This window comes from Pseudoalteromonas sp. SG41-5 (assembly GCF_014164495.1).
Lineage (GTDB): Bacteria > Pseudomonadota > Gammaproteobacteria > Enterobacterales > Alteromonadaceae > Pseudoalteromonas > Pseudoalteromonas rhizosphaerae.
In genome coordinates, this window is the sequence record NZ_JACJFH010000008.1 from 1 (window position 1) to 19671 (window position 19671).

Genomic DNA, 19671 nt, shown 5'->3' on the forward strand with positions numbered 1-19671 from the left:
GCTTGTCTGCACCTATGCAATCCATGTTCACAACAATTAGGTCATTTGCTGGAAATAAGGGAATAAAGATTGATAAGAAGGTTGATAATTCTGAGTAAGAATTTCGTAAACGTAATGCTGCAATGAGGCATTTAATGAAGTCCTTTGGTAACTTTAAAAACGAAGTTGATGATGTGTTATGGGCATATTTTAATTTTTGTGCAATAGAGCTCAATTGTGTCGAATTGGCTAAAGCATATAACTTTCTGGCCAATAAAGGGATAGATAACGTGTCTAATAGACGCGTACTTTCAAGTCTGCAAAACAAACAGCTCAACTCATTATTATTTACCAGCGGCCTCTATGATGCGGCGGGCGATTTTGGTTATAGGGTTGGTATGCCGGGTAAATCAGGAGTATCGGGCACTATATTAGCGGTGTTACCGAATAAGTTTACAGTGGCAGTATGGTCGCCTGGGTTAAATTCATTTGGCAACTCGGTGGCAGGAATAGCAGCCCTTGAGCTGCTATCTAAAAAACTTGATATCTCTATTTTTTAACTAATATGTATTGGGAGTTGTTACTGCTCCCAATAAACCTGTTCGAGGCAGTCTTCACGCTCAGGTAAACCACGAGATAAGCGCGGTGAATGCTGTACTAACACCTCAAAACTGGCACGGTTAGCATACTTACTAATTTGTGCTAATGATGAGTAGGTCATTGCCGGTTGCTGGTGTTTAGCTGAACTACCAACATTGAGCTTATGGTAAACATTTGCCGATAAGTCATGTAGTACCGCCGCTAATGCACAATCTCCTGCACCATTGGTGTTCTTAATAGAGTCTGGACCACCCATAAATGGCGCTGTATGGCTGTATGCACGAATTGGCTGCTGACAGTCAACTTTGCGCATAGCGCGCGAAAACTCATAACGATTGAAATCTGGTATTGCGCCAGGCAGCAATGGGTATTCTGTTTCTCGTTTAAATTGCTCATCGATGTAGCCTGCCATAAACAAGCCTTTTTCACCTGCGGTACAGATCACTAAATCTACCCAATCAAGTGCTTTATCAGCAGCAAGTAGAGGGTCTTCAAAGCCAGTTATTGCCAGCCCTTCTTCCTCATTCATTGCTAAAATATCAACATGTTTTTCAACAAAACTAGCCCACCAAGTAGGGTCTTGCTCGATTAAAAACTTAGTACCAAGAGTGAGTACGACAGGGATGCCAGCATCATTGGCATATTTGACAGCTTGCATTGTTGCTTCTGTCATCGTCTCAGAACCTTGCGTACGCATTAAGTAAGCACTGATCACTAATGCCGATGAGTTCTCTATTAACTCCTGATCGATTGATTCAGGTCGTAGGTGGTTCATCAGCCCTGCGCTGATGGCAAAAGTACGTTCACCAGTATCGTCAATGAGTGTAAAGCAGCGACCGATCGGACCATCTACCGGTTGTAAGTAGTCGAGATCGACACGACTTGAGGTGTTACATAAAAAGCGATAAGCGTAGCTACCAATTTTAATGTTTTCACTCATCACACCCAGTAGTACAGAGCGGTCATCCGCTAATACTGAGTAGTTGTGCATAGTGTTGCCGATAGTACCGCCTGCAAACTCATAATCGATCATATCGTTGAGTTTTAAGCGGTCATATAATGCATTGGTTATATCACTATCAATAACTTGCGACATACCTCGGCGCAGTTGAAATTCGTCAAGGAAAGCTTGATCGACTTTAGCTTCTATATCAACTACGATTTGATCTATCCCTGTGATGTAGCTGCGTTGCAACTTATCACTGGCGTTGAGTTGATTAGTAAGTGGATCTTTGGCTTCCACTGGAAAATAATGTTTATGCCTGCGGCGTCCAGGAAATTTCATTTGCTACCCGTGTGTTGTGAGCTAAATAAAAAAAGCGAGAGATTATATCGTAAATCGCACGGGGTGAGCCATGTTAAAGCTGTTTTAATTTGTTTTATTTTTATCACTAATCAGTATATTTAGCGTTTTAATGGCCTAAGTGAGTATAATTAAACAATAATTAGTTAAAGATTAAGTCAATGAGTGAACAATTGAACGATCAATATTGGATGGCGCAAGCTCTAGAGTATGCAAAAAAAGCGGAGCAGTTGAATGAAATTCCTGTCGGTGCTGTACTGGTCAAAGATAATCAGTTGATTGCAGCTGGCTACAATCGTTCGATTACCGATAACGATCCTTCTGCTCATGCAGAGATGATTGCGATACGCGAAGGTGGCAAGGTCGTTAATAATTACCGCTTGATTGATTGTACTTTATACGTCACGTTGGAGCCATGCTCTATGTGCGCCGGGTTGCTAGTACACAGTCGTATCAAACGTTTAGTGTTTGGTGCTGCGGATGAAAAAACAGGATCAGCAGGCTCTATTATGAATCTATTACAAGATCCTAGATTAAATCATCAGGTTGAAGTTGAGGCCGGAATACTAGGTGAGTTATGTGGGCAAACTATTTCTGATTTTTTTAAACGCCGCCGTCAAGAAATAAAAGCTGCAAAGAAAGCTTTGCGTGACCTGAAGGCTTAACCTGCAGGTGCTGCAATGCTTAACTCTGCCATTTGTTGCATTGCAAACATTCTGCGACGCCAAATTACTTTTCTATGTAAATTACGCAGCATTATTCTGCGACGGGTAGATGATGAATAAATAACATTTCGTTTGAACGAATGTGTACGCCGACGTTTCAGCATGGTTTCTCCTGAAAATGTGAGAGTGAGAAAAGATATAAGTTAATTATATACTTGATACTACACATTAGTGATCATTTGATGACAAGTAAATAGATATTTTAGTTTGCGCGTACCTATCGCATTTAAAGTTATTTTTATTGTTCGCCGTTATCTTTTTTTTGCGGTGCTTGCTCATCGATACTGTCATCTTTTGCTGGGGAGACCGTGGTTTGTATTGTGGCAGGCTTTGGATTTTTAATCTCAGCAGCTTGGGTAGTAGGTTGATCTATTTGTTCAGCATCATCGGGTTCAGTAGTCGGTGTGCTGATCGCGTCATTTTCATCTAACCAAACTAGTGCATCGTAGTAACGACGAATATTATCCACATACTTGACTGCAACGTCACCGCGCGAATAGCCATACTTGGTTTTACGGTAGTAACGTTTTTTGATTAATAGCGGTAAGCGTTTTTTCACATCAGCCCATTTATCAGGGCTAGCACCTTGCTGCTCGGTAATAATACGAGCATCGTTCACGTGACCCCAACCAATATTATAGGATGCTAAAGCTAGCCAAGTACGATCTGGCTGAGGAACGCGGTCGGGAATTCGTTTTTCTAGCTTCGTCAAATATTCTGCGCCGCCTTTGATATTTTGCTCAGGAGCAAGACGATTAGTTACGCCGACCTGCTTTGCAGTATCACGAGTGAGCATCATAATACCACGAACTCCTGTGGGGGATTTTGCTCGCGGATTCCACATTGATTCTTGATAACTTAAAGCTGCAAGTAATCGCCAATCTAGGCTGCCTGCATATTGCTCAAACCAAGGTTGATATTTTGGCAGTGTTTCTTTAATTGCTTCAATATAGGCAAGGGTATTAACGTAGTTAAATTGGCGGACATGGCCAAAATATTTTTCTTCAAGTACATAAAGCTGATTACTTTGTTTTACTTCACCAAAAAACGGCACCATTAACGCATATAACGAATCGTCGCCGTCTTTGCGCAGCAGCCAAGCAATGGGATCGTTACGAGTGACAGAAAAACCAATACTAAGATTAGGGTGATAGCGACGAAACAACGATAGGGTATGTGAGTCGGCAAGAGTGTAATCAATATCACCATCGATCACTGCTTGTAATAGCTCTTCTTCGTCGAGATCTTCTGTTTCGCGCCAATTTAAATTGGGGTGAGTTTGTTTAATTTGTTGCAGTGCCAATGAATGGCTACTTTTGGCAAGTACTGTCAGGTTATCGGTTAGATCATCAAAATCACGAGGTCTTACTCTACCTTGTTTATAAACCAGTTTTTGGCTAATTGTGCGATAGGTTGGGCCAAAACGGTAATCTTGGGCGCGTACTTTATTGTACGTTAAACCAGAGGCTATTAAGTCTAAATCGCCGCTATCTAAGCGTGAAAACATGTCGGATAAGTTAAAAAATGGCACCATCTCCAGTTCAACCCCAAGGTGATCTGCAAACTCTTGCGCTAACTCATATTCAAATCCTTGTTCACCTTGCACTGCTTGATAATAATTACTTGCTCCAGCTAACGTACCTACTCTGATTTTGTTTTGAGTTTTTATTTGGCTGAGTTGAGATTGCTGCTGTTGCATATCGCAGGCACACAAAAGCATTACTAACGTAATGATTGTTATTAGCTTTTGTTTAAACATACTGTGCCCCTTGAATGCTATTACACCCTTATATCAAAACTTTGCGATGACGTCACTTGGCGATTTGTCATAGATGACTTTACTGTGTTTTATATTTCATCTGCCACTAGGTATAATTAGCAATAAACGATGCTAACTTATAGCGCTCTTGCTGCAATTTTAATTCCCTGCTTAACCTGTATTTCCGAGTTACTTGAGTATATAATACCCGCCTAAAATATCGTTCAATCCCTAACCCCGGATGAAAATACCTATGTTGATCCTTCGTGGTGCACCAGCACTTTCCGATTTTAGAGTTCAGAAAATTTTAGCCCGTTGCCAACAGGCGCAACTTCCAGTCACTAATGTATACGCTGAGTATGCACACTTTGCAGATCTAACCGCACAGCTGTCAAGTGATGAGCAAACTAAGCTTGAGAAGTTACTTACCTATGGTCCAACGATTGCCGAACATACACCTGCAGGCACTTTGGTGTTAGTAACGCCTCGTCCTGGCACAATCTCGCCATGGGCTTCAAAAGCGACGGATATTGCACATAATTGTGGCTTAACTCAAGTACACCGTGTTGAGCGCGGCATCGCTTATTATGTTGAAGGTGACTTAAACGCTGAGCAATTAAATCAAGTTGCAGCCTTATTACATGACCGCATGACCGAAGCAACGCACAGCGCAATGGACAACGCTGCGACGTTATTCCGTACTGATGCACCGAGTCAAATGTCATCAGTTGACATTTTAGCCGGCGGCCGTGAAGCGCTAGCAACTGCAAACGTTGAGCAAGGTTTTGCCCTTGCTGATGACGAAATTGATTACTTGGTAGAAAACTTCCAAAAGTTAGGGCGTAACCCGAACGACATTGAATTATTTATGTTTGCCCAAGCAAACTCAGAGCATTGTCGTCATAAAATTTTTAATGCAGATTGGACCATCGATGGTGTAGTTCAGCCTAAATCGCTATTCAAAATGATTAAAAATACCTACGAGCTAAACCCTGAAAACGTATTATCTGCTTATAAAGATAACGCCGCAGTAATGAAAGGTTCGAAAGCGGGTCGTTTCTTCCCAAATGCTGAAGGTGAATATGCATATCATCAAGAGAACATTGAAATCTTGATGAAAGTTGAAACCCATAACCACCCAACTGCGATTGCTCCATTTTCTGGTGCTGCTACCGGTTCAGGTGGTGAAATTCGTGATGAAGGTGCAACAGGCCGTGGCTCTAAGCCAAAAGCAGGTTTAGTTGGCTTTACTGTATCAAACTTACGTATTCCTGGTTACGAGCAACCGTGGGAAACTGATTTTGGTAAGCCTGCTCGTATCGTTACAGCATTAGATATTATGACTGAGGGCCCATTGGGTGGCGCTGCGTTTAATAATGAGTTTGGTCGTCCAAACCTAGTCGGTTACTTCCGCACTTATGAAGAGCAAGTAATCAGTCATAATGGCCTTGAGGTGCGTGGTTACCACAAGCCAATTATGCTTGCCGGTGGTTTAGGTAATATTCGTACTGACCATGTACAAAAAGGTGAAATTCCTGTTGGTGCTAAGTTGATTGCGTTAGGTGGCCCAGCGATGAACATTGGTTTAGGTGGCGGTGCCGCTTCATCAATGGCGTCAGGCCAATCAAATGAAGATTTAGATTTTGCATCAGTGCAACGTGAAAACCCAGAAATGGAACGTCGTTGTCAAGAAGTCATCGATAAATGCTGGCAGTTAGGTGATGCTAACCCAATCGCGTTTATTCACGATGTCGGCGCGGGCGGTTTATCAAATGCATTCCCTGAGCTTGTTAATGACGGTGGTCGTGGGGGCAAATTCCAACTGCGCGATATTCCAAATGATGAGCCGGGCATGGCACCGCATGAGATCTGGTGTAACGAGTCTCAAGAGCGTTATGTACTTGCTGTCGCGGTTGAAGATTTTGACCGTTTTGAAGCCATTTGTAAGCGTGAACGTGCGCAATATGCAGTGATTGGTGAAGCGACTGAAGAGCGTCATTTAACCGTTGCAGATAGCCATTTTGGTAACAACCCCGTTGATTTACCACTGGATGTGTTATTAGGCAAAGCACCTAAAATGCACCGTGAAGCGCAATCTCAACAAGTTATTGGTAAAGCGCTGGATACTACAAATATTGACGTAAGTGAAGCGGCAACACGTTTATTACGTTTACCTGCGATTGCTGAAAAGACGTTCTTGATCACCATTGGTGACCGCTCAGTAACAGGGCTAGTTGCTCGTGACCAAATGGTTGGTCCTTGGCAGGTGCCAGTTGCTAACTGTGCCGTAACTGCAGCAACGTATGACACTTACCATGGTGAGGCAATGTCTCTTGGTGAGCGTACACCTGCAGCATTGCTTAATTACGGCGCATCAGCACGTTTGGCCGTAGCTGAATCATTAACCAATATTGCTTGTGCTAACATTGGACCGCTTGAAAACATTAAGTTGTCTGCTAACTGGATGGCAGCAGCTGGTCACCCTGGTGAAGATGCGGGTCTTTACGAAGCAGTTAAAGCGGTGGGTGAAGAGCTTTGCCCTGCGCTTGGTTTAACCATCCCTGTGGGTAAAGACTCTATGTCGATGAAAACCCAGTGGGATGAGAATGGCGAGCAGAAGTCAGTAACCGCACCATTATCACTTATTATCACCGCGTTTGGTCGTGTTGACGATGTACGTAAAACGGTTACTCCGCAGCTACGTACAGATAAAGGTGAAACCTCACTTATCTTGGTTGACTTAGGTGCAGGTAAAAACCGACTAGGTGCTTCAAGTTTAGCGCAAGTTTATAAGCAATTAGGTGATGTAACGCCAGATGTAGATAGCCCTGAATTACTAAAAGGCTTTTACAATGCAATGCAAGCGTTAGTCGCTGATAATAAGTTACTTGCTTATCATGACCGTTCAGACGGTGGTTTATTTACCACAGTGGCTGAAATGGCATTTGCGGGTCATACTGGTGTGACTGTTAATTTAGATGGTTTAACAGGTTCTGACATTGAAGCACTTTATAATGAAGAGCTCGGTGCGGTAATCCAAGTTGCTAACAGTGATTTAGAGGTCGTGAATGCAGTATTTGCTGAGCATGGCATTGCTGCAATCAGCCATGAAATTGGCACACTTAACAGTGACGACAGTGTGGTATTTAACCGCGCTGGTAACCCTGTACTTAGTAATACGCGTACTGAATTACGTACTATTTGGGCAGAAACCACCTACCAAATGCAAGCACGTCGTGATAACCCTGATTGTGCCAAGCAAGAATTTGATGCCAAGTTTGATGTTAAAGACCCTGGTCTTAACGTTAAACTAAACTTCGATTTAAATGAAGATGTGGCAGCACCGTATATTGCGACAGGCGCTAAGCCTAAAATGGCTATCTTACGAGAGCAAGGTGTTAACTCGCATTTAGAAATGGCAGCTGCATTTAACCGTGCTGGTTTTGCGGCAGTTGATGTACACATGAGCGATATTCTTGAAGGGCGTTTAAGTCTGGAAGAGTTTAAAGGCTTAGTGGCATGTGGCGGCTTCTCTTACGGTGACGTGTTAGGTGCTGGTGAAGGTTGGGCTAAATCAATCTTATTTAATGATATGGCACGTGAGCAGTTCCAAAGCTTCTTTGAGCGCCAAGACTCATTTAGTTTAGGTGTGTGTAACGGTTGTCAGATGTTATCAACATTAAAAGAGTTGATCCCTGGCACTGAACATTGGCCACGCTTTGTGACAAATAAATCGGAACGTTTTGAAGCACGTTTTAGCTTAGTTGAAGTGCAAGAGAATCCTTCGGTATTCTTCAACGGTATGGCGGGCTCTCGTATGCCTATCGCTGTGTCTCACGGTGAAGGTCATGCTGAGTTTGCTAATGATGCAGCAGTGAAAGCAGCGCTTGAGTCAGGTACTGTAGCGGTTAAGTTTGTTGATAACTACGGTAACCCTACGACACAATATCCTGCTAACCCGAACGGCTCGCCAGAAGGTATCACAGGTATTACTTCAGCTGATGGCCGTGCTACAGTAATGATGCCACATCCTGAACGTGTATTCCGTGCGGTTGCTAACTCGTGGCACCCAGATGAGTGGCGCGAAGATAGCCCATGGATGCGTATGTTCCGCAATGCACGTAAAAATGTAGGTTAAACTATATTTATACACACTAGATTCATTATCTAGTACTAGAATAAAAGGCTGCACTATGCAGCCTTTTTTGTTTATGCTGGTCAAAGGTCAAAGGTATTTTAAGGATAATATGTTTAAGCGTGTAGGTTGGGGGTTATTAATTCTAGTGCTAAGTGTACTTTCACTTGGTTATATTTTTCGCATGCCGATCACCTTGCATTTTGTTGCTCCTTCACTGCATCAAGCTGGAGTTGAACTGCATTGTTTGGATTGGTCGTTAACAACCAATCTGGATCTCCATGTACAGCGAGCATGTATTGGCTATCAAGGGCAGTTGCTTGAATTAGCTGATATTACGGCCAATACTCAAAACATCACGGTTAACCGTGCAAATTTAATACTGGTAAACCATGATTCTTCGACTGAGCCTAGTGTGGCTAAAAAGCTTGCTTTGGCGTTACCGCAAAGTCGCCCGTTGTTACATCTAAAACGTTTAGTGATCACTCAGTCTCAATTAAAAAAACCACTTATTATCAGCATAAATGAGCCGGTGTTAAATGAGTTTGTTGTTACTGGTGATGTGAAAGCTGAGGTTGACGTTAAAAATACCAAGTTGGCAGGAAATATTGAGCTTGATGAGCGACTACTTTCTACAGTTAAGGCCGCGACTGTTAACTCGATTGCAGGACTTAATTTAACTAGCCAAAATAGATTCGCTTTTGATGGTATTGTACTCGATATAGATACTCAGCTAGGTGCTGATTTCACTTACGCCATCAATACCTGCTCGATGACAATTAAAAGTAGTGGCAAAGTCAGCAGTCACTATAACTTAAATTCAAAAACATTAACCCTAGATGCTCAGCAATTAGCAACAACACTCAATGGCAAAAATGAGTGTTTACAAAGTTTGGCTGGTGTTATCGATGATGATGCACAGCAGCAATTTGTTACTCGGCAAATACCGTTAAATTGGCGATTAGTTTTACCTAGTAAGATAATTGTGCAAGACACTCAATTGACATTAGATCAGCTAACATTGCAGGCAGGATCACAACTGCTCATGAATGTTAAACAGTTAGCGGTTGATATAAAGAACCCTTTAGAAACCCTATTGGCACAATTCGCGTTGTCGTTTTCGAGTGATGATATTGCATTATTAGATATAGCCGCGAGTGTTGTTAGCAGTGATATTGATGGTAACTATCAGTTAAAAGTGGCTGCGCTGCCTGATTTTATCGATGTTGATGCGCAGCATATTAGTGCACAAGGGCATTTTTCAATAAATAGCATATTGGCTGCACAGCCTGCTCTCGAATTGTCAGCACAATTAGCGCTGGGGCAATTAAAAGTGCATGATATTGGTATTGATAATTACCAAGCAACTTTTAAGGCGAAGCTACAAAGTAATCAATACTTAACCGCTAGCTTATCGAGTCAGATTGATACTGTTAATATGGGGAGTATTAAACTATCTCAGCTGACGAATCAGCTAACTGCTGCAGGAAGTTTGTCAGCAGGAGAATTGTTTTTTGATTTAACTAGTGAAACAAAGTTAGCCAAGCTACAAACGGAAGAGTTACGACTTAACGATATTCGTATAAGCTCAACAGGTTTACAAAGTCGTGCCCTGCAAGCATCTCATCATATATATGTAGAGGGGATAGAGCTTGTGGCAATGCATAATATAACAAGCACAGCTCATCCATTTGAGGTGATAATTTCAGAGCAGTTAGTTACTAAGCTTAACCCACTGCTTCATCAATTTGTGCCGCTTGCAACCTTAACAGATGGTAAAGTCAGTGGCCGTATTGCTGGTGATATTAATCTGCAACAGGCCGATCTCTCTTTACAGCTAGTCGGTGTAAGTGGTTTATACACAGATTACCTTGCAAAGCATTTTAATACTCAATTTACAGGTCGTTATGATTCAGGGCAGCTTAATGTTGTGCCTTCTACATTTGAACTAAATGAATTACGAGCTGGTGCTGTGGTGAAGCAGCTAACAGGGTTTTGGCAAGTACAGGCAAATGAACTTGCTGTTACGGAGCTTACAGGGAAGGTTATGGGAGGGCATTTTTTGCTGGATAAATATCGCCTTACAGAAGAGCCGCAACAAGCATTAGTTACATTTGACAATATAGATGCTAGCAAGGTCATTACCCTTGATGCTAAATCGGGTATTAGCTTAACTGGAAATGTAGCTGGACACTTGCCTGTTTATTTCACAAAAGCAGGTATTGAGGTTAAAGGTGGGCAGCTTGTTAATCAAGGTGCTGCTAAATTACTTATCACTGATAATGCAGCTTTTAATTCGGTAAAGGCTCAACAACAAGAGTTAGGGCCTATACTTGGCTTGCTTGAAAATTTAGATATTCAGAGTATTAAAAGTAGTGTTAACTTAAAACCTGACGGCTGGATGACCTTAGGCGTTAATTTGCAAGGGTATAATCAACAGCAAGCACAGCAAGTTAATTTTAACTATAATCATGAAGAGAACGTGTTCACACTATTACGAGCACTGCGCTTAAGTGATGAAATTACGCAAAAAGTTGAACAAGAGTATTCAACAAAAGGAAGTAATAATGACTAAATGGTTAGTAATATTAACCGCATTGGGATTACTCAGTGCATGTACGCATCGTGTTGAGGTGGCCGCTAAGGAACCTATTACAATTAACTTAAATGTTAAGGTCGATCATGAAATCCGCGTAAAAGTTGATAGAGAACTCGACAGTTTATTTAGTGATGACAGCGAATTATTTTAAGGAGCAAGTATGAATATAGTAAAAAATAAAAAACTAAGCATTGTCACTTTATTAAGTGCGGTGTGTTTGTCGTTTTCGGCTTGGGCCATTTCGTTAGATGATGCAAAAAATCAAGGGCTAGTGGGTGAGGACAGCTCGGGTTATTTAGGCCTTGTGGTGCAAAATGCAGAGGCAAAAGTGGTTGTCGATGAAATTAATGCTAAACGTAAAGCACAGTATTTAAAGCTCGCTAAAAAGAACAACTTGTCGCTTTCTCAAGTAGAAGCGCTGGCAGCTGCTAAAACGATTGAAAAAACCCAATCGGGTCACTTTGTTGAAGTGAACGGAGAATGGGTTAAAAAGTAACATTCCTTTTTACTAAAAGCTGAGTGATTAAGCACTCGGCTTTTTACATCCAGCAAGTAATTGTTGCCAAAAGTCGATGCCTTTTCGGCGAGCTAAATTGATGTTGTGATCTGGAATTGATTCAGGTTCATTATAATCATCAAGTGCTGCACTCATACTAGCCTCACGAATTAGATGTAAGGTAGGAAAAGGCGCGCGGTTAGTGTAATTTGCTGCATCATTGTCATCACTATCGGCAAACACATAGTCAGGATGAAAGTTGGCTATTTGATATTTACCTTCAAAGCCTTGGGCAACTAATAGCGCATTGGCTAAATCCACTAAATCTAAAAATTCCTCAAAGTCAGTAAAGCCTTGTTCAAACATCAATAATGTAGTCTCTCGAGCCGGTTGTTGATCAAGTTCAATACATTGTTCGATCATCTCCATCACAGCATCATCAATGCTGGTTGCTTGGCTGGTTTGATAATGAATGCAATTATTTTCAACTTCTTTACGGGCAAAGGGGCAAAAGTTATATTTAACAATGACATTAGCTACCCATAAACGGGTTTGTTGTTCTGGTAAGGTTAGTTTTTTTTGTTCAGTCATTGTGTGGCTCTAAAAACTTGTTAATGATGGCGATCGTTTTCGCGATGGCGCCTTGGTTGTTAGCAACACATTGTGCTGCCTGTAGACCTAGCTGCTGGCAAAACGCTGGTTGTTGATGAAGCTCGTATAGTTGCTCCGCTAACATCTTTGTATCGCTTACTTGTATACACCCACCTGATGCAATCAGTTCAGGGTAAACATGGTTGAAATTATAGGTATGCGGGCCTGTTAAAACACCGACAGAAAATGCCGCTGACTCGAGAGGGTTATGCCCGCCACGTGCAATTAAACTGCCGCCAATATAATTGATGTTGGCCATACCATATAAACATTGCAATTCACCTAAAGTATCAGCAAGGAGTACTTGTTCGCTTTGATAGTTATTTTTACTGCGGCGGCTAAAGCTCAATGGTGAGTCATCAAGCAATGTGGCGACCTTATCAAATTGTTCTGGGTGGCGCGGCGCAATAACTAGCAGTGCATCTGGAATCTGTTTTAGCAGCTGCTGATGAGCAGCTAATACTAGCTCATGCTCACTAGGGTGCGTGGAACCGGCAACCCAGATAAAACGCTGATTATTGTATTGGCTTTTTAGGGTGTCGACTTTGTCTAACTGATCGCTAGTTGGCTTTATATCAAATTTAATTGAGCCAGTAATATGCACTTTTTGCTCATTGAGGCCAAGCTCAATAAAGCGTTTAGCGTCTTCATGATTATGACTAGCTAAAGCGGTAATTGATTGCATTATAACCTTAGTTAATGGCGCTACTTTTTGATAACCCTGTTGTGATTTTGCTGAAAGCCGCGCATTGAGTACTAGTACAGGAATATTCTGTTGTTTACACTGCGCCATAAGATTAGGCCAAAGTTCGGTTTCTAAAATACACATTAACGTGGGTTTAACACGCTTTAAAAAGCGCGCTGTAGCACAAGGGTAATCAATAGGTAAATAGGCGCACTGTACCGAGTCTTTAAAATTATTATGTATTTGTTCACGGCCTGTAGGGGTGTTACAGGTTATCATAAATGAGTTACTTGGCTGCTGGTATTGTAGCTCTTTGAGCAAAGGCGTTGCAGCAAGTACTTCACCAACTGAAGCGCAATGGATCACAATTAGATCATCTTTTAATACTGTGCTTTCTTGTGAGGTATTTTTTATCGTAATGAAGCCAAATCGTTCCGCAAAGTGCGCGCGATAACCTGCGTTCTTTTTACCTCTAAGTATATATAAATAATAGGTTATGAGAGGACTAAGCAAATAAAGAATCAGTGAATAAAAAAAGCGTGCCATTTTCCAGCCTCGAATTATAAACACTAATGATAACGCGGATACCCTTTAAGCAAAATGCGAAATTGTTAAAAAGCGTTAGAACAGAGAGTTTTGGGTGTTTAGTTGCAGCTAATTTGGTAATATTTAACTACCATTATGAAAAATACAGTCGTTATGAAATTCAAATTGATAAAAGCCGTGGTATTAACCAGTTTTATGAGTTGCGCATTGCCTTCACTTGCAACACCAACTGCTTACTTACCAATTGGCATGGATGCACAGCTTGATCATCAGCTCGATACGTTATTTGCCTTGACGTCAGGCACACCGATGACAAAGCCTTATCGCTTAACGGAAGTTGAAGCGGCGCTTACTAAATTGCAAAATGCACAGCCAAGTTTAGTCGCGGCAATACGTGCTAAAATTAAGCCTTATCAAGGCAACGATAATATTACTCGAGTAGGTGTTAAGCTGCGTGCTGATGGCAGCAATGCAACCAAGCTTGCCAATCAACGTGGTGTGAGCTCTGATGAATGGGGGCAAGTGTTCTTTGAGGGTATTTGGCGTCCTAATGACTATACCTTGATGCAAGTGGGAGTTGATTATCGCGCGAAGCAAAATAAATTCGTTAATTATAACAGTTTTGTCAGTTTTGCTGGCGATGACTTGCAGTTAAATATTGGTTACAAAGAGCATTGGTTTTCGCCGTTTAAGCAATCAGCGCAGATTATTTCTACTAATGCCCGTACCTCGCCATCAATTTCATTAGGGATGGTGGCACCAGCCCATAACTGGTGGAACTTTGATTTTGAGCTTTATTACTCCGAGCTTGAACATGTTGAAAAAGGCATATTATATCAAAATGAATTGCATGATGGCACGCCTCGCTTAGCTGGCACACATATTAGTTTAGAGCCTGTAGATGGGTGGAAAATTGGCATTAATCGTATGATGCAATTTGGTGGTGGGCCTCGTGATGTTGGTTTTAGCGATGTAGCTAAAGCATTCTTTGACCCTGCAGGTAATGATAATGGTGCAATAGCGGGGGGCCCTGATAATGAACTTGGCGACCAGTTTGCTTCAATAACGAGTGTTGTGAACTTTAATTGGGGTATGCCGGCAGAGCTTTATTTTGAGTATGGCGGCGAAGATACCAAAGAACACAAAAACTACCAATTTGGTAATATTGTTTATAATTATGGCGTGTTCTTACCTCAATTAACTAGCGATCTGTCACTTCGCTACGAATATACTAGCATGCATAGTCTTTGGTATATGAATTACATATATCCAACAAATGGCAATACTAATGATGGCTATGTTATTGGTCATTATGCTGCTGATAAACGTTATTTTGGTGATGGTGTGCCTTCGAATATACATAGCCTTGAGGTCTCTTATGCAGCCACACAGGATTCTTTTTGGCGTACAAAGTTTACTTTAATAGATAACGAGAGTGGCTATGTTAACGATTTTGGTGGTGTTAGTGAGCAATATAAACAAGCCATTGAGTTACAAATCAGTAATAACCGAAAGTGGCAAGAATATAATATTGAAACAACTTTAACTTACGGCGAAGATGTCTTTGGTGATAACTATACGTGGTTGTCAGTGGCACTTTTTTGGTAGTAGCTAGTCAGACTAATTTTGAGAGGATTACCCATGTCTAATATTGATTCTGTAGCGAGCAGCTACCTTGAAAGTTTAACCCGTCACCAAGTATTGTTTGAAACGATGGAAACCTACCACCCTCAAGTAATGCAATTGCTTGAAGTTTGCCACAGTACTTTGCAAGCTGGTGGAAAAGTAGTTTGGTTTGGTAATGGTGGCAGCGCAGCAGATGCTCAGCATTTAGCTGCAGAGTTTGTCGTACGCTACAAATTAGAACGTGGCCCATTAGCATCTATGGCGCTAACAACCGACACTTCCATCTTAACTGCGCATAGTAATGACTATCACTTTGACACAGTTTTTGAGCGTCAGGTTCTTGCGTTGTGTAAGCCTGAGGATTTAGTGATTGGTTTAACTACCTCTGGCACTAGCGCTAATATTAATATAGCGTTAGCTGCTGCAAATGAAATAGGCGCTTATACAGTTGCATTTACAGGCCGCGATGGCGGTAAAGTAAAAGATATCGCTAAATTATCCATTATTATTAAAGATGACGAAACAGCACGTATTCAAGAAGCACATATGTTTATTGGTCATTGGTTATGTGAAGCCATTGATATGGTTGTAGCGGGGCAGAGTTAATGGATTTAGCGTTATTAAAAAACCTATCTAACGCTAAAATATTAGTGGTTGGGGATGTGATGCTTGACCGTTATTGGCATGGTGATTCAGGGCGCATATCGCCAGAAGCACCTGTGCCAATAGTGAAAGTAAGTAAATTTGAAGATAAAGCCGGTGGCGCCGCAAACGTGGCAAAAAATATTGCTCGTTTAGATGGTAAAGTTGGCTTGTTGGGTTTAATTGGTGAAGATGAAAGCGGCCAAATCTTAGAGCGAATTCTAGCTGATGAACGTATAGATTCACAATTAGTCAGTGTTTGTGATTTGCCAACTATTTCAAAAATGCGTGTGATTAGCCGTCATCAACAAGTCGTTAGACTTGACTTAGAAGAGATGTTTACTGAGCAACACAGTCAATTACTTTTAAACCGTCTGGAATTAGTATTAGATGAGTACGACTTTGTTTTATTCTCAGATTATAATAAAGGCTCATTAAGCTTGATCCAGCAAATGATAAAACTTGCTAAAGGTGCTGGAAAAACAGTTCTAATTGATCCTAAATCCTCAGACTTAAACTTATATCGCGGTGCTGATTTTATTACTCCTAACTTGAATGAATTTAAGCTTGCCGGTGGTAAAACAGATTCGGAACAGCATTTAGCAGACAGTGCTCGAGCACTGATCAGCGATGCAGGGATCGCGGCCATGCTATTGACTCGCTCAGAGCAAGGTATGTCACTTATTAGTGCCGATGAAAAACACGATTTTGCAGCGCAACAGCTTGAAGTCAGTGATGTTACCGGTGCTGGTGATACTGTTATTGCAACTCTGGCGGTGATGTTAGGTGCAGGAATGCAGCCTAAAGATGCAGTGGAAATTGCTAACCTTGCGGCTGGAATTGCAGTGAGTAAATTAGGGGCAGCTACGGTATCGCCTGAAGAGTTAAGTCGTAAGTTAGGTCAATACTTACAAAAAACCGGTGAGCATTATCAAACCCCATTTGATGATGTGCTTCAGCATATTGAGTTTGCAAAGCAAAATGGTGAAACTATCGTGTTCACCAATGGTTGTTTTGACATTTTACATGCGGGGCATGTGCGTTACTTAGCACAAGCCAAAGCACGTGGAGATCGTCTAGTCGTCGGTTTAAATAATGATGAATCAATAACGCGTTTAAAAGGTCCAGAGCGCCCTATTAACCCGCTTGATGAGCGTGCTATGGTGCTGAGCGCTTTGGCATCAGTTGATTGGGTAATTCCATTTGGTGCAGTTGAAGAAAACGATACACCCGCTAAATTAATTGAGCTGATCAGTCCTGATATCTTAGTAAAGGGTGGAGATTACACTGTTGAACAAATTGCAGGCGCTGATCATGTACTTCGCCATGGCGGAAAAGTTGAAGTACTTGAGTTTTTAAATGGCTGCTCTACGTCAAAAGTGATCAGTAAAATAAAGGCTTAACGGCTATATTTTAAGAGTGGACTGGTATGCTGTGTGTAACTGCTGCCAGTCTGTAGTTTGCCAATGCATTACTTTATTTCGGCCTTGCTCTTTATGAAACGAACGAGCAAGGCGGGTCATATTAGCTTGTTGCCAATTACTGGCGGGGAGTTTTAGTTCACCGCGGTCAAAGTCAATAATGTATATCTCGCCCGTTTCATCAAATAGAATGTTGTTAATATTCAAATCAGCGTGATACACCCCATGATTATGAAAATCCGCAATCGTGTGTGCTACTTTAATTAACTCTTGTGCGCTAAAGGGACGTTGTTTTAATATATCAAGCACACTTTGTGCGCCTGCAACAGCTTGAGTAATTATATCGCCACGGTAAATTAAGCCAGCTTGCGATATTTTAGCTGCAATCGGCTTTGGTACATTTAGACCTAATTCGCACAGTTTCATCATTAATGAAAACTCTTGGTAAACACGGGTTTTTTCCAGTCCAAAAAACACATATTGATCACTTAGCACTTTACCCACTAAACCGCCACGCCAATAATGCCTGAGCACTGCTGTTAGCCCGTTATGGCAGAAAAACCATGCAGTTGCGCGACCTTTTTTGGCGCCGACAATTTTTCCTTGCTGCTGCCAATATTCATTATCAAACCAATTTAAGCTAATTTCGGCACTATGCTCAGGATGGCTTAAAATAATGTGTTCATTGATGGTTTGCTGGTTAAACATGGCGTACTTATTTTATTGCAGGTGATAGTGCTATCTTAACCTGTTTTAAAGCCGAGCATAAGTGCTTGCAATAGTGGGTGGTTAATTTAAGATCATGGTAATTATCCAGCATAAAGCAAAGGACACCTGTGACTGACTCAACCACCTATTCAGATATTTGTATTTTAAGACTCTCAGCAATTGGTGATGTTTGCCATGGCGTATCTGCAGTGCAGGCAATTCAAAAAGCGCACCCCAATGCAAAAGTTACCTGGGTGGTCGGCAAAATTGAAGCCATGTTACTAGCTGATTTACCCGGTGTTGAGCTGGTGGTGTTTGATAAAAAACAAGGCAAAGCAGCCTATCAGCAATTAAAACAACAATTTAAAGGGCGTAAGTTTGATGTGTTGCTGCATATGCAAGTGGCACTTCGAGCTAACTTAGTGGCGCGTTGTATTCCTGCAAAAGTTAAAATTGGTTTTGATTGGGCGCGCTCAAAAGAATTGCATAGCTTGTTTATTAACCAGCGCATTGCACCACAGCAGCAGGCTCATGTGTTAGAAGGCTTTAAAGGCTTTGCGCAGGCGATAGGTGTACCTGATTATCAACCAAACTGGCAAATGCCAGTCAGCGAACATGATCAAAGTAATGCTGATGAATTACTTGGTACGGAGCGATTAGAGGGGCGAATTTTTGTGATTTCTCCAGCTGCCAGTAAAAAAGAACGCAATTGGCTGGCTGAACGCTATGCTAAGCTTGCAGAACATGCCTACAAGCAAGGGTTTCATGTGGTGATCACGGGTGGCCCGACAGAGCTTGAAGTGACGCTCAGTGATGACATTATTGCAGCCACTACAACGCCAATCCTTAATTTAGTGGGTAAAACCAAACTCAAAGAGTTGCTTTGCGTACTTAAACGAGCTGCATTGGTATTAGCACCTGATACAGGCCCTGCTCATATGGCCGTCACCGTAGGCACTCCCGTTATTGGTTTATATGCCCACTCAAACCCGAAACGCACTGGACCCTATTTATATCAAAATTACGTGGTTGAGGTGTATCACCAAAACTTACTCAAGCAAACTGGTAAAACCGCTGAGCGATTACCTTGGGGTACGCGGGTTAAAGGCAGTGATCTAATGAGCCAAATAAGTGTTGATGAAGTAGCTTTGATGTTTGACCTTGTGGTTGAGAAAGAGCAATTATGAGCAATATCAATAAAGCCTTATTTTTAGACCGTGATGGCGTGGTTAATATCGATCATGGTTATGTTTATGAGTCGGATAAATTTGAATTTGTGCCAGGCGTATTTACTGCATGTAAGGCGTTTGCGGATGCAGGCTATAAACTGATCATAGTGACTAATCAATCTGGTATTGGCCGTGGTTACTATTCAGAGGCGGATTTTCACGCTTTAACACAGTGGATGATAGCCCAATTTGCTGCGCATCAAGTAAAGGTGACGGATGTTTACTTTTGCCCACACCACCCGAAAAAAGCATTACCCGAATACCTCAAAGAGTGTGATTGTCGTAAACCAGCTCCGGGCATGTTACTGCAAGGCATCGCTGATCATCATATCAATCCAGCTTGCAGCATTATGGTTGGAGACAAACTAAGCGACATGCAAGCGGCAAGTAAAGCGGTTATTGGCACTCGGGTGCTTGTACGATCCGGGCAGGAGTTTGATGCGGTAGCCATCGACTCGGCAGATCATGTTTGTGATTCGTTAGCAGACTTACCCTCAATATTGCTATAGCCCAATGTAAACTGGCAGCATAAGTTGTCAGTTCCTTATTTCTGCGATGAACTACAAA

General features: G+C 41.8%; 16 protein-coding genes and 1 pseudogene. 11 read left to right on the top strand and 6 right to left on the bottom strand.

Features of this window, described 5'->3' with window-relative positions:
• Window positions 1-539: pseudogene (locus H5232_RS03605) on the top strand (glutaminase); the annotation flags it as partial.
• 20 nt (window positions 540-559) lie between these two features.
• Here the strand turns inward: H5232_RS03605 and H5232_RS03610 are convergent.
• Window positions 560-1864: an inosine/guanosine kinase gene (locus H5232_RS03610; protein WP_182830567.1), complete on the bottom strand. Its 1305-nt coding sequence runs from the start codon at window positions 1862-1864 to the stop codon at window positions 560-562.
• A 179-nt stretch (window positions 1865-2043) separates the two neighbouring features.
• Here H5232_RS03610 and tadA point away from each other — a divergent pair, with 179 nt between their 5' ends.
• Complete coding sequence (gene tadA, locus H5232_RS03615; protein WP_145235034.1) at window positions 2044-2547, top strand: tRNA adenosine(34) deaminase TadA; 504 nt, start codon at window positions 2044-2046, stop codon at window positions 2545-2547.
• On the opposite strand, the gene H5232_RS03620 is transcribed toward tadA, so the two are convergent.
• Complete coding sequence (locus H5232_RS03620; RefSeq protein WP_169020230.1) at window positions 2544-2711, bottom strand: hypothetical protein; 168 nt, start codon at window positions 2709-2711, stop codon at window positions 2544-2546. The two genes, tadA and H5232_RS03620, sit on opposite strands and share 4 nt — an antisense overlap.
• Before the next feature lie 134 nt (window positions 2712-2845).
• Window positions 2846-4366, bottom strand: coding sequence for a membrane-bound lytic murein transglycosylase MltF (mltF, locus tag H5232_RS03625; RefSeq protein ID WP_259398799.1), 1521 nt, complete (start codon window positions 4364-4366; stop codon window positions 2846-2848).
• 253 nt (window positions 4367-4619) lie between these two features.
• Between mltF and purL the strand changes: the two genes are divergently transcribed.
• The 4 genes from purL to H5232_RS03645 all read left to right on the top strand — a co-directional run bounded on the left by purL (window position 4620) and on the right by H5232_RS03645 (window position 11596).
• Window positions 4620-8504, top strand: coding sequence for a phosphoribosylformylglycinamidine synthase (purL, locus tag H5232_RS03630; protein ID WP_182830568.1), 3885 nt, complete (start codon window positions 4620-4622; stop codon window positions 8502-8504).
• A 109-nt stretch (window positions 8505-8613) separates the two neighbouring features.
• Window positions 8614-11076 carry a YdbH domain-containing protein gene (locus H5232_RS03635; protein WP_182830569.1) on the top strand — a complete coding sequence of 821 codons (2463 nt, stop codon included), beginning with the start codon at window positions 8614-8616 and terminating at the stop codon, window positions 11074-11076.
• The gene (locus tag H5232_RS03640; RefSeq protein WP_149981408.1) at window positions 11069-11251 is read left to right on the top strand and encodes a YnbE family lipoprotein; all 183 of its coding nucleotides are present in this window, start codon (window positions 11069-11071) and stop codon (window positions 11249-11251) included. The genes H5232_RS03635 and H5232_RS03640 overlap by 8 nt, the downstream gene beginning before the upstream one ends.
• 9 nt (window positions 11252-11260) lie before the next feature.
• The gene (locus H5232_RS03645; protein ID WP_149981407.1) at window positions 11261-11596 is read left to right on the top strand and encodes a YdbL family protein; all 336 of its coding nucleotides are present in this window, start codon (window positions 11261-11263) and stop codon (window positions 11594-11596) included.
• 27 nt (window positions 11597-11623) lie between these two features.
• Here H5232_RS03645 and H5232_RS03650 read toward each other — a convergent pair whose 3' ends face one another.
• Window positions 11624-12187, bottom strand: coding sequence for a DUF1415 domain-containing protein (locus H5232_RS03650; protein ID WP_182718396.1), 564 nt, complete (start codon window positions 12185-12187; stop codon window positions 11624-11626).
• Complete coding sequence (gene waaA / locus H5232_RS03655; protein ID WP_182830570.1) at window positions 12180-13478, bottom strand: lipid IV(A) 3-deoxy-D-manno-octulosonic acid transferase; 1299 nt, start codon at window positions 13476-13478, stop codon at window positions 12180-12182. The genes H5232_RS03650 and waaA overlap by 8 nt, the downstream gene beginning before the upstream one ends.
• A gap of 153 nt (window positions 13479-13631) precedes the next feature.
• Here waaA and H5232_RS03660 point away from each other — a divergent pair, with 153 nt between their 5' ends.
• The 3 genes from H5232_RS03660 to hldE are packed head-to-tail and all read left to right on the top strand — an operon-like array spanning window position 13632 to window position 17149.
• Window positions 13632-15086: a capsule assembly Wzi family protein gene (locus H5232_RS03660; protein WP_182739868.1), complete on the top strand. Its 1455-nt coding sequence runs from the start codon at window positions 13632-13634 to the stop codon at window positions 15084-15086.
• 33 nt (window positions 15087-15119) lie between these two features.
• On the top strand, window positions 15120-15710 hold the full coding sequence (locus H5232_RS03665; protein ID WP_182739869.1) for an SIS domain-containing protein: 591 nt from the start codon (window positions 15120-15122) through the stop codon (window positions 15708-15710).
• On the top strand, window positions 15710-17149 hold the full coding sequence (gene hldE, locus H5232_RS03670) for a bifunctional D-glycero-beta-D-manno-heptose-7-phosphate kinase/D-glycero-beta-D-manno-heptose 1-phosphate adenylyltransferase HldE (RefSeq protein WP_149981403.1): 1440 nt from the start codon (window positions 15710-15712) through the stop codon (window positions 17147-17149). The genes H5232_RS03665 and hldE overlap by 1 nt, the downstream gene beginning before the upstream one ends.
• 3 nt (window positions 17150-17152) lie before the next feature.
• Here the strand turns inward: hldE and H5232_RS03675 are convergent, their stop codons facing one another.
• On the bottom strand, window positions 17153-17875 hold the full coding sequence (locus H5232_RS03675) for a 3-deoxy-D-manno-octulosonic acid kinase (RefSeq protein WP_145235056.1): 723 nt from the start codon (window positions 17873-17875) through the stop codon (window positions 17153-17155).
• A gap of 128 nt (window positions 17876-18003) precedes the next feature.
• Between H5232_RS03675 and H5232_RS03680 the strand changes: the two genes are divergently transcribed.
• Together H5232_RS03680 and gmhB are read left to right on the top strand one after the other, a co-directional pair.
• Window positions 18004-19062, top strand: a complete 1059-nt coding sequence (locus tag H5232_RS03680) for a glycosyltransferase family 9 protein (protein ID WP_182718392.1) — start codon at window positions 18004-18006, stop codon at window positions 19060-19062.
• On the top strand, window positions 19059-19613 hold the full coding sequence (gene gmhB, locus H5232_RS03685) for a D-glycero-beta-D-manno-heptose 1,7-bisphosphate 7-phosphatase (RefSeq protein WP_182735366.1): 555 nt from the start codon (window positions 19059-19061) through the stop codon (window positions 19611-19613). Before H5232_RS03680 ends, gmhB begins: the two co-directional genes overlap by 4 nt.
• Window positions 19614-19671: the final 58 nt, after the last annotated feature.

What these genes read in the sequence shown, in the direction of transcription:
- H5232_RS03610 (WP_182830567.1), bottom strand. Translation starts at nt 1,864, where the DNA reads ATGAAATTTCCTGGACGCCGCAGGCATAAACATTATTTTCCAGTGGAA.
- tadA (WP_145235034.1), top strand. Translation starts at nt 2,044, where the DNA reads ATGAGTGAACAATTGAACGATCAATATTGGATGGCGCAAGCTCTAGAG.
- H5232_RS03620 (WP_169020230.1), bottom strand. Translation starts at nt 2,711, where the DNA reads ATGCTGAAACGTCGGCGTACACATTCGTTCAAACGAAATGTTATTTAT.
- mltF (WP_259398799.1), bottom strand. Translation starts at nt 4,366, where the DNA reads ATGTTTAAACAAAAGCTAATAACAATCATTACGTTAGTAATGCTTTTG.
- purL (WP_182830568.1), top strand. Translation starts at nt 4,620, where the DNA reads ATGTTGATCCTTCGTGGTGCACCAGCACTTTCCGATTTTAGAGTTCAG.
- H5232_RS03635 (WP_182830569.1), top strand. Translation starts at nt 8,614, where the DNA reads ATGTTTAAGCGTGTAGGTTGGGGGTTATTAATTCTAGTGCTAAGTGTA.
- H5232_RS03640 (WP_149981408.1), top strand. Translation starts at nt 11,069, where the DNA reads ATGACTAAATGGTTAGTAATATTAACCGCATTGGGATTACTCAGTGCA.
- H5232_RS03645 (WP_149981407.1), top strand. Translation starts at nt 11,261, where the DNA reads ATGAATATAGTAAAAAATAAAAAACTAAGCATTGTCACTTTATTAAGT.
- H5232_RS03650 (WP_182718396.1), bottom strand. Translation starts at nt 12,187, where the DNA reads ATGACTGAACAAAAAAAACTAACCTTACCAGAACAACAAACCCGTTTA.
- waaA (WP_182830570.1), bottom strand. Translation starts at nt 13,478, where the DNA reads ATGGCACGCTTTTTTTATTCACTGATTCTTTATTTGCTTAGTCCTCTC.
- H5232_RS03660 (WP_182739868.1), top strand. Translation starts at nt 13,632, where the DNA reads ATGAAATTCAAATTGATAAAAGCCGTGGTATTAACCAGTTTTATGAGT.
- H5232_RS03665 (WP_182739869.1), top strand. Translation starts at nt 15,120, where the DNA reads ATGTCTAATATTGATTCTGTAGCGAGCAGCTACCTTGAAAGTTTAACC.
- hldE (WP_149981403.1), top strand. Translation starts at nt 15,710, where the DNA reads ATGGATTTAGCGTTATTAAAAAACCTATCTAACGCTAAAATATTAGTG.
- H5232_RS03675 (WP_145235056.1), bottom strand. Translation starts at nt 17,875, where the DNA reads ATGTTTAACCAGCAAACCATCAATGAACACATTATTTTAAGCCATCCT.
- gmhB (WP_182735366.1), top strand. Translation starts at nt 19,059, where the DNA reads ATGAGCAATATCAATAAAGCCTTATTTTTAGACCGTGATGGCGTGGTT.